Raw genomic sequence first — 13,630 nt, forward strand, 5'->3', positions numbered from 1 at the left:
ATCAACATCTTGCATGGAGGAATGCAATGGACGTCAGCCGCAGAAAGTTCTTTAAGATCTGCGCAGGCGGTATGGCCGGAACCACAGCCGCCGCCCTGGGCTTTGCCCCTAAAATGGCGCTGGCTCAGGCACGCAATTTCAAATTGCTGCGTGCGAAAGAGATCCGCAACACCTGCACTTACTGCTCCGTGGGCTGTGGGCTATTAATGTATAGCCTCGGCGACGGCGCGAAAAACGCCAAAGAAGCGATTTACCATATTGAAGGGGACCCGGACCATCCGGTGAGCCGCGGCGCGCTGTGCCCGAAAGGCGCAGGCCTGCTGGACTATGTCCACAGTGAAAACCGCCTGCGTTATCCGCAATACCGCGCCCCGGGCTCGGATAAATGGCAGCGCATCTCCTGGGATGACGCTTTTAACCGCATCGCCAGACTGATGAAAGCCGACCGCGACGCCAACTTTATTGAAAAGAACGAGCAGGGCGTGACGGTTAACCGCTGGCTTTCCACCGGCATGCTGTGCGCCTCGGCGGCAAGCAATGAGACTGGCATGCTGACGCAAAAATTTGTGCGTTCGCTCGGCATGCTGGCGGTAGACAACCAGGCGCGCGTCTGACACGGACCAACGGTAGCAAGTCTTGCTCCAACATTTGGTCGCGGTGCGATGACCAACCACTGGGTTGATATCAAAAACGCTAACGTCGTGGTGGTGATGGGCGGCAACGCCGCCGAAGCGCATCCGGTGGGATTCCGCTGGGCGATGGAAGCGAAAAACAATAACGATGCCACGCTTATCGTCGTCGACCCGCGCTTTACGCGTACCGCGTCGGTGGCCGATATCTATGCGCCGATTCGTTCCGGTACCGACATTACCTTCCTGTCGGGCGTGCTGCTGTACCTGATCGAAAATAATAAGATCAATGCCGAGTACGTGAAGCATTACACCAATGCCAGCCTGCTGGTACGGGATGATTTTGCCTTCGAAGAGGGCCTGTTCAGCGGCTACGATGCCGAAAAACGTCAGTACGATAAATCGTCCTGGAACTACCAGTTCGATGAAAACGGCTACGCCAAACGCGATGAAACGCTCAGCCATCCGCGCTGCGTGTGGAATCTGCTCAGGCAGCACGTTTCCCGCTACACGCCGGAAGTGGTGGAGAATATCTGCGGTACGCCGAAAGCGGACTTCCTTAAAGTGTGTGACGTGCTGGCGTCAACCAGCGCCGCGGACCGCACCACCACCTTCCTGTATGCCCTGGGCTGGACGCAGCACACCGTCGGCGCGCAGAACATCCGCACCATGGCGATGATCCAGTTGCTGCTCGGCAATATGGGCATGGCCGGCGGCGGCGTCAACGCGCTGCGCGGCCACTCCAATATTCAGGGGCTGACCGATTTGGGCCTGTTGTCGACCAGTCTGCCGGGTTATTTGACGCTGCCATCCGATAAACAGACCGATCTGCAAAGTTATCTTAGCGCCAACACGCCGAAAGCGACGCTGCCCGGGCAGGTGAACTACTGGAGCAACTACCCGAAATTCTTCGTCAGCCTGATGAAATCGTTATACGGCGAGGCGGCGCAGAAAGAGAATGACTGGGGCTTCAACTGGTTGCCGAAATGGGATCAGGCTTACGACGTTATCAAGTACTTCAATATGATGGATAACGGCAACGTCACTGGCTATATCTGTCAGGGCTTCAACCCGGTAGCGTCCTTCCCGGACAAAAACAAAGTGGTGCGTAGCCTCAGCAAGCTGAGGTATCTGGTGGTTATCGATCCGCTGGTGACCGAAACCTCGACCTTCTGGCAGAACCACGGCGAGTCTAATGATGTCGACCCGTCGGCGATTCAGACCGAAGTCTTCCGCCTGCCGTCGACCTGCTTTGCCGAAGAGGATGGTTCGATCGCCAACTCCGGTCGCTGGCTGCAGTGGCACTGGAAAGGCCAGGACGCACCGGGGGAAGCGCGCAACGATGGCGAAATCCTGGCTGGGATCTATCATCGTCTGCGCGAGCTGTACCGTCGCGAAGGCGGGAAGGGCGCGGAACCGCTGCTGAAAATGAGCTGGCGCTATAAGCAGCCAGATCACCCGGAATCGGCAGAAGTGGCAAAAGAGAACAACGGCTACGCGCTGGCGGATCTCTACGATCAAAATGGCGCTCTGCTGGCGAAAAAAGGCCAACTGCTCAATAGCTTCGCGCTGCTGCGCGATGACGGCAGCACCGCGTCGTCGTGCTGGATCTATACCGGCAGCTGGACCGAGCAGGGTAACCAGATGGCGAATCGTGATAACGCCGATCCTTCGGGCCTGGGCAATACGCTGGGATGGGCATGGGCGTGGCCGCTCAATCGTCGGGTGCTGTATAACCGCGCTTCGGCTGATATTAACGGCAAGCCGTGGGATGCGAAGCGGATGCTGATCCAGTGGAACGGCAGCAAGTGGGTCGGAAATGATATTCCGGACTTCAATACTGCGCCGCCGGGGAGCAACACCGGGCCGTTTATCATGCAGCAGGAGGGACTTGGCCGCCTGTTTGCGCTCGATAAACTGGCGGAAGGGCCGTTCCCGGAGCACTACGAGCCGATGGAAACCCCGCTTGGCACCAACCCGCTGCACCCGAAGGTGGTCTCCAGCCCGGTGGTGCGTCTGTATGAAGAGGACGCCATCCGCCTGGGTAAGAAGGATAAGTTCCCGTATGTCGGCACCACCTATCGTCTGACCGAGCATTTCCACACCTGGACCAAGCATGCGCTGCTCAATTCCATCGCGCAGCCGGAACAGTTTGTCGAAATCAGCGAAGGGCTGGCGAAAAGCAAAGGTATCGCCAACGGCGACTGGGTGAAAGTCAGCAGCAAACGCGGCTTTATTCGCGCGGTTGCCGTGGTGACCCGCCGACTGCGCACGTTGAACGTCAACGGCCAGCAGGTCGAAACCGTCGGGATCCCGCTGCACTGGGGCTTTGAAGGCGTGGCCCGTAAAGGCTATATCGCCAACACCCTGACGCCTAACGTCGGCGATTCCAACTCGCAAACGCCGGAGTATAAGGCGTTTCTGGTCAACATCGAGAAAGCGTAAGGAGCGATTCAATGGCGATGGAAACACAAGACATTATTAAACGCTCCGCGACCAACCCGATAACTCCCGCGCCACGCGCGCGGGACTATAAGGCCGAAGTCGCCAAGCTTATCGATGTCTCCTCCTGCGTAGGCTGTAAAGCCTGCCAGGTGGCCTGTTCCGAGTGGAATGACATTCGCGATGAAGTGGGGCACTGCGTCGGCGTGTACGACAATCCGGCGGATCTTAGCGCTAAATCCTGGACGGTAATGCGCTTTAGCGAGACCGAACAGAACGGCAAGCTGGAATGGCTTATCCGCAAGGATGGCTGTATGCACTGCGAGGAGCCGGGTTGCCTGAAAGCCTGCCCCTCCGCCGGGGCGATTATTCAGTACGCCAACGGCATCGTCGATTTCCAGCAGGAAAACTGCATTGGTTGCGGCTACTGCATTGCCGGGTGTCCGTTTAATATTCCGCGCCTCAATAAAGAGGATAACCGGGTTTATAAATGCACGCTGTGTGTGGATAGGGTCAGCGTCGGTCAGGAACCGGCCTGCGTGAAAACCTGTCCTACCGGCGCGATCCACTTCGGCACGAAAAAAGAGATGCTGGAAGTGGCGCAGGAGCGGGTGGATAAGCTTAAAAAACGCGGTTATGCCAACGCCGGGATCTACAACCCGCAGGGCGTAGGCGGCACCCACGTGATGTACGTCCTGCATCATGCCGACCAGCCGGAGCTGTATCACAAGCTGCCGAAGGAACCGCAGATCGATACCAGTATCAGTCTGTGGAAGGGGGCGCTGAAACCGCTGGCGGCGGCGGGCTTTATCGCCACCTTCGCCGGGCTTATCTACCACTACATCGGTATCGGGCCGAACAAGGAAGTTGATGACGACGAGGAGGAGCATGATGAGTAAATCGAAGATGATTATGCGCACGACGTTTATCGATCGTGCCTGTCACTGGACGGTGGTTATCTGTTTCTTCCTCGTGGCACTGTCGGGAATATCGTTTTTCTTCCCGACGCTGCAGTGGCTAACGGAAACCTTCGGCACGCCGCAGATGGGGCGTATCCTGCACCCGTTCTTTGGAGTGCTGATTTTTGTCGCGCTGATGTTTATGTTTGTGCGTTTTGTCCACCACAATATTCCAGATAAACAGGATATCCCCTGGCTGAAAGGTATCGTGGAGGTGCTGAAAGGCAACGAACATAAGGTCGCGCGCGTCGGGAAATATAACGCCGGGCAGAAGATGATGTTCTGGACCATTATGAGCATGATTTTCGTGCTGCTGGTGACCGGGGTGATTATCTGGCGGCCCTATTTCGCGGCATATTTCCCGATGCAGGTGATTCGCTATAGCCTGCTGATTCATGCGACGTCGGCGATTATCCTGATCCACGCGATCCTCATCCATATGTATATGGCATTCTGGGTGAAAGGGTCGATTAAAGGCATGATCGAAGGCAAGGTGAGCCGCCGTTGGGCGAAGAAACATCACCCGCGCTGGTATTGCGATGTCGAACGCCTGGAAGCGATCAAAGAGAGTCGCGAAGGGATGAAGTAAGCCTTCACGGCGCAAAACCCGCTCCGGAGATGTCGGAGCGGGTTCCCGACAGTCAGCAGTTCGTGATAAGTGTATCGATTGAATCGATAACGCCCTGGCGCGCATGACTCAGATTGCAGACGAAATCCTGTGGCTGGATCCGTTTATTATTTAAGTTACTGATCATTGGCGTACAAAGTAAAAAGCTGTCAAATTCTATATTTATCCTTGGTACGACATGCTGATGCCAGCGTGGTAACTGTTGTGTTCGCATTAAAGGAATAATGACTCTCGTGGCCAGGTCTGCATAATAATCATTCTGCACGATCATATAATACGGCAGGGTTTTATTTGTCTGAGCAGAACAATTTCGATAAACATTGAATTGTTCAAGCATCATAGTACCCTGAAAAATTCATCATCAGTAAGAGTGCCTCCTTTTGCAATAAATTCATTCATTGCGGCAATGAATTCCTTGTGCTGTCGCTGTTTATCTGCTTCTCGTAAATCCTTACCTGGCTGTGCTGACGCCTTCTGGACGGGTACGTCAGTGGGTCTTTTACGTAGCGTATTACTTTTCATCATCGGCTCCTTGCGGTTGGTTCTGTGATTATTCACTTTACTCACTAAAAAATAAATCCCAGCAGCAACTTTAATGTTTATTTTGCGAGGCCGCTTCCAGAGGAAAGTAATAGCCTGAAATATTCATGGTTGTGGTAATAAACCTGGCGCTGGTATTAACCAGCGCGGCGAAGAATAATCAGAACTTCTCGGGAATAAAGCGGAAGGGGAAATTGGTCTGTTTCATTTTGCCAATTTTGCGCTTCGGCAGCGTCACATGCTCCACCGGTAAAGCTTCATAGGGGATCTGCGACAGCAGATGGGTGATGATATTCAGGCGTACGCGCTTTTTATCCTCCGAGCGGGCGACGAACCACGGCGCCCAGGCGGTATCGGTGGCGGCGAACATGGCGTCGCGGGCGGCGGTATATTCATCCCAGCGGTTGAAAGACTTAATGTCCATCGGCGAGAGCTTCCAGATTTTACGACCATCGTCGATGCGATCCCGCAGGCGGCGCTCCTGCTCCTGCGGTGAGACCTCCAGCCAGTACTTGAGCAGAATTATGCCCGATTCGACCATGCCGCGCTCCACCATCGGCGCGCCGTCGAGAAACTTCTGCACCTCCTCCGGCGTACAAAAGCCCATCACCCGTTCGACGCCGGCGCGGTTGTACCAGCTGCGATCGAAAATCACAATCTCGCCAGCCGCCGGAAGGTGCTTGATATAGCGCTGAAAATAGAGCTGGCTTTTCTCACGCTCGGTGGGTGAGGGCAAGGCGACGACCCGGAAGATACGCGGGCTGACGCGCTCGGTGATCGCCTTAATGGTGCCGCCTTTGCCGGCGCCGTCCCGGCCTTCAAAGACGATGCACACCTTCAGCCCTTTATGCACCACCCAGCGCTGCAGTTTCACCAGCTCAACATGGAGTTTGCGCAACGCCTTCTCATACGCTTTATTGTCGAGCGGGGCGGTCTTCACCGCCGCGTCGACCGGATTACCGTTTTTCTTATTACCCATCGCCATGCTCCGTGTTGCCGAGGTATCCCTTTGAAGTGTAATCCTTCGCCGGCGAGGCGGTGGAAAATATTCGTGCAGGGGACGGGCTAGCTGGCGTTCCCCGCCGCAATGACTTCCAGCCCTACCCGCTGCCCCCATGACAGCTCCAGGGTGTTACCGTCCGGGTCGGCAAAGAAGGCGAAGTATCCCACCGGATCGCCCAGCTGTTCCGGTTCCCGCCGCAAAACGCCTTCCCGCCGCGCCTGAGCAACCTTCTCATCGATCTCCGCCTGGGTGGCGCAGGCGACGCCGAGATGGCCGAACGGGCCCAGCGGTGTGTCGGCCGGATCGTCACTCTGCACCAGCACCAGAGCGAAGGGCCGGGTGCGATCGCTGAGCCACGCCACCTTACGCGCTGAGGGCAAGCCGGGCTCGCGCTGGTGAATGACGGTCATCGCGGTATAGCGGGTGTAAAAATCAATACTGCTGGCCAGACAGCGGACGGTAAAGGCGACATGGGTAAAACCGACATCAACAGTTTGCATCGATGATTCTCCAGAGGTGAATGATGGGGAGACTTTACAACCTCAAGTTAAGTTGAGATCAATTGGGCGTTTATCGCTTTGAGCCCACTGATTTTAATAGGGGAGGGTCTTGCTACGTCACGCCGTCGCTGGCTCGATGATGGCCGGCCGTGCGGGCGGCGAGCATGAACGAATCAGGCCGTTGTATGGAGGAAACTGCCGTCGGGCGTTTTTAGCTGGTGTGTCGGGGCGGGATGGTCAATAATGCCGGCCGTCTCTCAATACCCCTATAAGATGTATGAAAAAAACGATTTTTTCACTGGCGCTGGGCACCTTCGGACTCGGCATGGCGGAATTTGGCATTATGGGCGTGCTGCCGGATATGGCGCACGATGTCGGGATTTCGATCCCCGCCGCCGGCAATATGATTGCCTGGTATGCCTTCGGTGTGGTGATCGGCGCGCCGATCATGGCGCTGCTCTCCAGCCGGTTTTCGTTGAAATCGGTGATGCTGTTTCTCGCTGCCCTGTGTATTCTCGGCAATACCCTGTTTACTCTCTCCAGTAGCTACGCCATGCTGGCGCTTGGCCGCCTGGTTTCCGGTTTTCCTCACGGGGCGTTCTTTGGCGTCGGCGCGATTATCCTGTCGAAAATCGCGCCGCCGGGGAAGGTGACCGCCGCGGTGGCGGGGATGATTGGCGGGATGACGGTGGCTAATCTGGTGGGCGTCCCCGGCGGCACCTGGCTTGGGCATCACTTCAGCTGGCGCTATACCTTTGCCCTAATCGCGGTGTTTAACGTCGCCGTATTGATGACTATTTTCTGCTGGGTACCCACCCTCTATGATCGCACCAGCACCCGGCTGCGCGAGCAGTTCCGTTTTCTGGCCTCCCCGGCGCCGTGGCTGATTTTTGCCGCCACCATGTTTGGCAACGCCGGTGTGTTTGCCTGGTTCAGCTATATTAAGCCCTTTATGCTCAATGTCTCCGGCTTTGCCGAAAGCAGGATGATGCTGATTATGATGCTGGCGGGGCTGGGAATGGTGGTCGGTAATCTGTTCAGCGGCAAAATTTCCGGACGCTTCAGCCCGCTGCGTATTGCGGCCATAACCGACGGGGTCATTGCCGTGACGCTGCTGCTGATCTTTGCCTTCGGTGAGCATAAAGTCGCTTCGCTGACTCTGGCGTTTATCTGCTGCGCGGGACTATTCGCCCTGTCGGCGCCGCTGCAGATCCTGCTGCTGCAGAACGCCAAAGGCGGCGAGATGCTGGGGGCGGCAGGAGGGCAGATTGCCTTCAACCTCGGCAGCGCCATCGGCGCCTTCTGCGGCGGGATGATGATTGCCCAGGGCTTTGGCTGGAACAGCGTGGCGCTTCCTGCCGCCACGCTGTCGTTTCTGGCGATGAGCGCCTTGCTCGTCTATGGCTGCCATCAGCGCCGACAAGCTTGCTAACGACGCTTACTCACGCCAGGGTTCGCCAAGGGTCAGCATCAGCCGGTTGGCCCAGGCGAAAAAGGCCGCCGACTGCAGCAGATCCAGCTGGGCCAGGGTATCTAAACCCTGCTCATCAAGCGCCGCCAGATGGCGGGCATTCAGCCCCGGCGGCGTCACCGACAGCGCAGCGGCGGCGTCGATTTCCGCCTGCCAGCGCGGCGACTGGCCGTCACTCAAATTCTCCCCCGGCGTCACCGCCAGCAGCGTGTCGACAGCGGTCTCGTCCTTCGCCAGTTGCGCCGCTTTACGGGCATGCACCGAGGCGCAGTAGATACAGCCGTTGATTTTGCTGGTCACCGTGGCGGCCAGCTCGCGTTCGGCGCGCGGCAATCCCCCGGGGGTATAGAAAATGCCTTTATCGGTCAGGGTCCGCTGCTCCAGCACCGGCTGATTGCGCGCCAGCAGGCGAAAGTAGGGGGAGTCGCTATGGCCATATTTGGCCAGAATCGCCTGTTCTTCAGCGTTGAATTCCGCCAGCGGTTTATCGGCCAGCCAGGGTTCCCAGTGCAGCTCATCGCGGGTGAAGCGAACCGGGGCCGCTTTGCCGCTCTGGGTATGCGGTGTGGTATGCCAGTATCCGGCAACCTGCGGCGTATCGGCGCTGACGATCGGTTTATGGTTGAGCGCCCGCAGGCCCAGCAGCAGTCGGCTCTGGAAGCTGACAAAGGCCACCAGTTGCGCCAGAGTGACGATGCCCCGCAGGCTCCAGCCCGCGCCGGTTAAGGTGTGCAGCGCGCCGGGGGTGGCTTCGACGGGGGTGAAGGTGAGCAGGCGGGCAAAGGCCAGCGCCGGGACCAGACGATCGGTGGTTGGATCGGCGAGCCCGAAACCGGCATAGTGCGCCGCCAGCGCGTCCGCCTGGTGCAGTTTCGCCACCTTCGCGGCCACCGCGAAGCGTTCATCAAGAGGAAAGTCAGCGTCCTGCTGGCTGAACAGCACTTCATAACTTCCCTGGGCGTGACGGGTGCTGGCGTCGCGTACGGCGCGCGCTTGGTCGAGCGGGGAACCGGGGGCAATCTCCGCCAGTTCGGCCAGAATATCCTGACTCAGCGTCATGGTGACTCCTTATCTGATGTGGGGGGCAATATGCTGAGCGATCAGCTCAATGGAACGCAGCGTATCCCGGTGCGAAGGCTCCACCGAGTGCACCTGAAACGAAATATCGGTGGCGCGGGCCAGCACGCTGTCCTGCGCCAGGGAGGCAATAACATGCTCAGGATCGCCAACGTGGGCATCCAGTTGTTGCAGATAGTCGGTGACACTGTCACCTTCTATCGTATGACCCGCCGCCCGGTGCTGTGTCGCCTGCTTGCGCAGACCGGGCTCGGCGACCTGCAGGGCGTGGGCGTGACTGTCGGCGACGAAGGCGGTGCGCGAGGCGAGGATCCGCGGTGCAACGCCGTCCGGCAGCGCCTCCAGGTAGGCGTCGATGATCGGGTTCTGAATGGCGTCCAGCGGCAGACGTGGCTCACCGGGGGGCCTTGGCTGGGTGCGCGACAGCATCAGCCCGTGTCCCGCCTGACCGGCGCGGATGGCGCCCTCCGCCGAGAAGGTGGCGATCCAGATACGCTCCGCCAACTGCGGTGCGGGTGGATAGAGACGGTTGTCCGGGTGGCTCAGGGTATCGCCCCGCCAGGCGCTATGGATCAGGTGCAGATGGTCGGCAAACACCGACCCGCGCTGCTCGCTGGTCAGGCCGAAGGGCAGAAATGACGTTGGCGTGCCGCCGGAGCCAAACCCCACCTCCAGACGTCCGTCGGTGAGTAAATCCAGTACCGCCGCGTCTTCGGCGACGCGCAGCGGATTTTCCATCGGCAGAGTGATAATCGCCGTGCCGAGACGGATCCGGTCGGTCTGTGCCGCCACGTGGGCGAGAAACACCAGCGGCGATGGCAGGCCGCCTTCCTGTTCATGAAAATGGTGCTGGGCAATCCATGCGCTGTCGAAGCCCAAACGCTCCGCGTGGCGGATCTGTTCGGCCGCCAGCCGGTAGCGCGTTTGCGCGGAGCCCTGATCGAGCAGACGGGTAAAAAAGCCGAGGCGTTTAGGCATTATGCGTTCTCCGTGTGGGCCTGTGCTAAGCGGGGTGAAACCTGGGGAATGGCGGCGATCAGTTCGCGAGTGTAGGCCTGCTGCGGAGTGGCGAACAGGCGGTCAACGTCGCCATGCTCCACCACCTGGCCGGCGCGCAGTACCGTGACGCTATCGGCAATCCGCCTGACCGTCGCCAGATCGTGGGTAATGAACAGGTAGCTCAGACCCAACTGCTGCTGTAACTGCTGCAGCAGGGCGAGGATCTGCGCCTGAACGGTGACGTCGAGCGCCGAGGTCGCTTCGTCAAGGACCAGTATCGCCGGCTCGAGGATCAGCGCCCGGGCAATCGCCACCCGCTGCCGCTGGCCGCCGGAGAGCTCCCGCGGCGTACGCGACAGCAGCTCCGGGGCCAGCGCCACCCGCGCGGCGACGGTCTCCACGCGCAGGCGACGCGCCGACGCGCTGAGGCGCTCAAAGTTCTTTAACGGCTCTTCGATAATCGCAAACAGCGTCTGGCGCGGGTCGAGCGAGGCGAAGGGGTTCTGGTAGACAAACTGGATTTTCCGCCGCAGCTGACGCTGCGCCTCGCGGCTGAGATGCCCGGCGTCGATACCGTCGATGGTCACCTGTCCGGCATCGGCGCGCTCAAAGCCCAGCAGGATCCGCGCCAGGGTAGTTTTCCCGGAGCCGGATTCGCCCACCAGCGCATGGGTGGTGCCGCGTCTGACCTCAAAACTGACGCTGTCGAGCGCCTGCAGCGCCTGTTTGCCCAGCGAGAAACGTTTGCTGATCCCCTCCACGCGAATGGCCGGCGTGGCCAGCAGTCGGTGACGAGCCGCCGTCAGCCCCAACGGCGCATCCTGCAGGTCGTGGAGCAGCTGGCGGGTGTAAGGGTGTTGCGGACGCTGGACAATCGTCTCGGTGGCGCCCTGTTCCTGAATCTCTCCCTGACGAAACACCATGATCCGGTCGGCGCGTTCTGCGGCCAGCGCCAGATCGTGGGTGACAAACAGCACGGCGGTACCCGACTCGCGACGCAGGATATCGAGCAGGTCGAGAATGCGCTTCTGCACCGTGACGTCGAGAGCGCTGGTGGGCTCGTCGGCAATAATCAGATCCGGCTGCAGGGCAATGGCGATGGCGATCAGCACCCGCTGTTTCATCCCGCCAGACAGCTGATGCGGATACTGGTCAAAACGCTGTTCCGGGTGGCTGAGACCGACTTTAGTGAGCAGGTTAAGGACCTGCTGTCGGCGGTCAGCGGCGGAGAGGGACTGATGCAGGCGCAGGATCTCTTCCACCTGCTGGCCAATGGTTTTTACCGGATTGAGCGAATTACCGGGATCCTGCGGGACCAGGCTGATGCTCACTCCGCGCAGGCGGTTAAGGCGTTTTGCCGACCAGTCGCTAATCACTTCGCCATTGAGGACAATCCGCCCGGCATCCCGGCGGGCATTATCCGCCAGCAGGCCGATAATGGCCTGCGCGGTGGTGGTTTTCCCCGAGCCGGATTCTCCGACGAAGGCCAGCATTTCGCCACGCTGGATGGAAAAACTCACGTTGTGCACCACCTCGCGCCATTCGCCCCGCGAGCGGTAGCTGATGCGCAGATCTTCAACGGACAGAACGTTCATGGGCGTACTCCACTCCACTGGCGGCTAAGACGATTGGCGGCAAGGACCACGGCGACCACGGCGAGGCCGGGGAAGGTGGTCAGCCACCAGGCGGTCGACAGGTAGTTGCGACCTTCGGCGATCAATAATCCCCACTCCGGGACCGGCGGCGGGGTGCCGTAGCCGAGGAAGCTGAGGGTGGCCAGGGCCAACATCGCCTGTCCGAACTGCAGCGTCGCGAAAGCAAGCACCGCAGTGAGCGAGTTGGGCAGAATATGGCGCCAGAAGACGGCGAAAAAGGTGCCGCCGCTGCCCCGGGCCGCCTCGACGTAATCGCTGTGGCGCACGCGCACGACCTCCGCCCGCGCCAGGCGCGCGAAGCTGGCGATAGCCGCCACACCAACCGCCACCGCCGCATTCACCGTGCCGAAACCGAGCAGAATAATTACCGTGAGCTGCAGCAGCAGGGAGGGGATGGCCAGCAGGACATCGACCAGGCGCATGATCGTGGATTCAACGCGTCCGGTCAGCGCCCCGGCGAGCGTACCAAGGGCGGTGCCCACCACCAGGCCGATGGCGACGGCGATCAGCGCCGCCGACAGGGAATGTACCGCGCCGTAAACCACCCGCGTCCACAGGTCGCGCCCCAGCTGGTCGGTACCCAGCCAGTAGTGCGCTTGCGGCGCCAGGCGCTGAGCGCCGGGGATCCCTTCCAGCGGGTTAGCGGCGGTAAACCACTGCGGGGCGAGGGCCATTAACAGCGCAGTGATCATCACCGCCCATGCCAGCCACAGGCCAGGCTGCAGACGCACCCTGCGCCATTCCGGGCGGCGGCGAACCGCGATGGCATAATCGACCAGGCTCATTTCGCACCTCCGGTCTGTAAATGGAGTCGGGGATCCAGTCGCGGCATGACCAGGTCGACCAGCAGGTTTATCAGGACGAAACCGAGGGCGGAGATCATCACCACTGCCTGCAGCACGGCGATATCCTGGTTATTGACCGCCTGCTGGGTCAGCTGGCCGAGGCCGCTGCGGCCGAAGACGGTCTCAGTGATCAGCGCCCCGGCAATCAGCTCGCCCAGCAGCAGCCCGGCAATATTCAGCGCCGGCAGCAGGGCATTACCCATCACATGGTGCCAGAGGACGCCGGTCTCGCTCATTCCCTTGGCGCGGGCGACCGCGACGAAGGGCTGAACCGCCACCTGATCCATGCTGCGCATCAGGATCTGCGCCAGCGGGGCCGAAATGGGCAGCGCGACGGCGATAACCGGTAAAATCAGCCCTTCCAGTGGCCCAGGGTTGATCACCGGGATCCAGCGCAGCTGAAACGAGAAGAGCTGGATCAGGGCGATACCCAGCCAAAAAGTCGGCAGAGAGATAAACAGCACCGGCAGCGACTGCAGAAGGTTACTCAGCCAGCGCAGCCCCGGCAGACGCGAGGCGAAGGCGAGGGCGAACGCCAGCGCCACGGCCAGCAGAAAGGCCGGCAGCGCGAGGCTTAAGGTATCCGGCAGGTTGCTGGCAATCAGACTACTGACCGCCAGCCCCGCCTGCAGGGAATAGCCGAAGTCGCCGTGCAGCATCGCCAGCAGCGTGTGCAGGTACTGGCGCCACAGCGGGCTGTCAGCGCCGTAGGCCAGCCGCATGTCGGCGATTTGCGCCGGGCTCAGGCCAAGATCCGGATTCTGAAACTTGATCAGCACTGCATCTCCCGGCAGCACCTGCAGCAGGAAAAAAGTGAGGGTAAATGCCGCCCACAGGACCAGCAGCCCCTGGCCGAACCGTCGCAGAAGATAAGCGCTCATA

Annotated in this window: 13 protein-coding genes; 4 read left to right on the forward strand and 9 right to left on the reverse strand. The window is 59.8% G+C overall.

Annotation, left to right across the window (positions count from 1 at the left end; all coding sequences use genetic code 11):
* Window positions 1-26: 26 nt before the first annotated feature.
* Genes fdnG through fdnI form a run of 3 tightly spaced genes read left to right on the forward strand, consistent with a single transcriptional unit; the run spans window position 27 to window position 4,619 of the window.
* Window positions 27-3,074 carry a formate dehydrogenase-N subunit alpha gene (gene fdnG, locus FHW76_RS22700; RefSeq protein WP_089503792.1) on the forward strand — a complete coding sequence of 1,016 codons (3,048 nt, stop codon included), beginning with the start codon at window positions 27-29 and terminating at the stop codon, window positions 3,072-3,074.
* 11 nt (window positions 3,075-3,085) lie between these two features.
* Window positions 3,086-3,970 carry a formate dehydrogenase subunit beta gene (gene fdxH / locus FHW76_RS22705; RefSeq protein ID WP_023297691.1) on the forward strand — a complete coding sequence of 295 codons (885 nt, stop codon included), beginning with the start codon at window positions 3,086-3,088 and terminating at the stop codon, window positions 3,968-3,970.
* A complete protein-coding gene (gene fdnI / locus FHW76_RS22710) occupies window positions 3,963-4,619 on the forward strand; it encodes a formate dehydrogenase-N subunit gamma (protein ID WP_183477035.1) in 657 nt (218 codons plus the stop codon). The genes fdxH and fdnI overlap by 8 nt, the downstream gene beginning before the upstream one ends.
* 52 nt (window positions 4,620-4,671) lie before the next feature.
* Here fdnI and FHW76_RS22715 read toward each other — a convergent pair whose 3' ends face one another.
* The 4 genes from FHW76_RS22715 to FHW76_RS22730 form a co-directional block, all read right to left on the reverse strand.
* On the reverse strand, window positions 4,672-4,998 hold the full coding sequence (locus FHW76_RS22715) for a CcdB family protein (protein ID WP_023322693.1): 327 nt from the start codon (window positions 4,996-4,998) through the stop codon (window positions 4,672-4,674).
* Entirely contained in the window at window positions 4,995-5,180 is a 186-nt protein-coding gene (locus FHW76_RS22720; protein ID WP_025711567.1) for a hypothetical protein, read from the reverse strand. The genes FHW76_RS22715 and FHW76_RS22720 overlap by 4 nt, the downstream gene beginning before the upstream one ends.
* Window positions 5,181-5,358: 178 nt before the next feature.
* Window positions 5,359-6,177 carry a polyphosphate kinase 2 gene (ppk2, locus tag FHW76_RS22725; protein ID WP_012541603.1) on the reverse strand — a complete coding sequence of 273 codons (819 nt, stop codon included), beginning with the start codon at window positions 6,175-6,177 and terminating at the stop codon, window positions 5,359-5,361.
* 86 nt (window positions 6,178-6,263) lie between these two features.
* Window positions 6,264-6,701 (reverse strand): VOC family protein, encoded by a 438-nt coding sequence (locus FHW76_RS22730; protein WP_012968112.1) that lies wholly within the window; start codon window positions 6,699-6,701, stop codon window positions 6,264-6,266.
* Window positions 6,702-6,978: 277 nt separating this feature from the next.
* On the opposite strand from FHW76_RS22730, the gene araJ reads away from it, so the two are divergent.
* Entirely contained in the window at window positions 6,979-8,133 is a 1,155-nt protein-coding gene (araJ, locus tag FHW76_RS22735) for an MFS transporter AraJ (RefSeq protein ID WP_012968113.1), read from the forward strand.
* A 6-nt stretch (window positions 8,134-8,139) separates the two neighbouring features.
* On the opposite strand, the gene FHW76_RS22740 is transcribed toward araJ, so the two are convergent.
* From FHW76_RS22740 to FHW76_RS22760, 5 genes are read right to left on the reverse strand one after another with little or no spacing between them, the layout of a single operon-like run.
* Window positions 8,140-9,231: an alkylhydroperoxidase domain protein gene (locus tag FHW76_RS22740; protein WP_008804742.1), complete on the reverse strand. Its 1,092-nt coding sequence runs from the start codon at window positions 9,229-9,231 to the stop codon at window positions 8,140-8,142.
* Window positions 9,232-9,240: 9 nt separating this feature from the next.
* Window positions 9,241-10,227 carry a putative FMN-dependent luciferase-like monooxygenase gene (locus FHW76_RS22745; RefSeq protein WP_044613735.1) on the reverse strand — a complete coding sequence of 329 codons (987 nt, stop codon included), beginning with the start codon at window positions 10,225-10,227 and terminating at the stop codon, window positions 9,241-9,243.
* Window positions 10,227-11,843: an ABC transporter ATP-binding protein gene (locus tag FHW76_RS22750; protein ID WP_012968115.1), complete on the reverse strand. Its 1,617-nt coding sequence runs from the start codon at window positions 11,841-11,843 to the stop codon at window positions 10,227-10,229. Before FHW76_RS22750 ends, FHW76_RS22745 begins: the two co-directional genes overlap by 1 nt.
* A complete protein-coding gene (locus tag FHW76_RS22755; protein WP_008804744.1) occupies window positions 11,840-12,688 on the reverse strand; it encodes an ABC transporter permease in 849 nt (282 codons plus the stop codon). Before FHW76_RS22755 ends, FHW76_RS22750 begins: the two co-directional genes overlap by 4 nt.
* Window positions 12,685-13,629, reverse strand: coding sequence for an ABC transporter permease (locus FHW76_RS22760; RefSeq protein ID WP_008804745.1), 945 nt, complete (start codon window positions 13,627-13,629; stop codon window positions 12,685-12,687). Before FHW76_RS22760 ends, FHW76_RS22755 begins: the two co-directional genes overlap by 4 nt.
* Between the last annotated feature and the right edge of the window lies 1 nt (window position 13,630).

Source organism: Klebsiella sp. RC2, assembly GCF_014192815.1.
Taxonomy (GTDB): Bacteria; Pseudomonadota; Gammaproteobacteria; order Enterobacterales; family Enterobacteriaceae; genus Klebsiella; species Klebsiella variicola.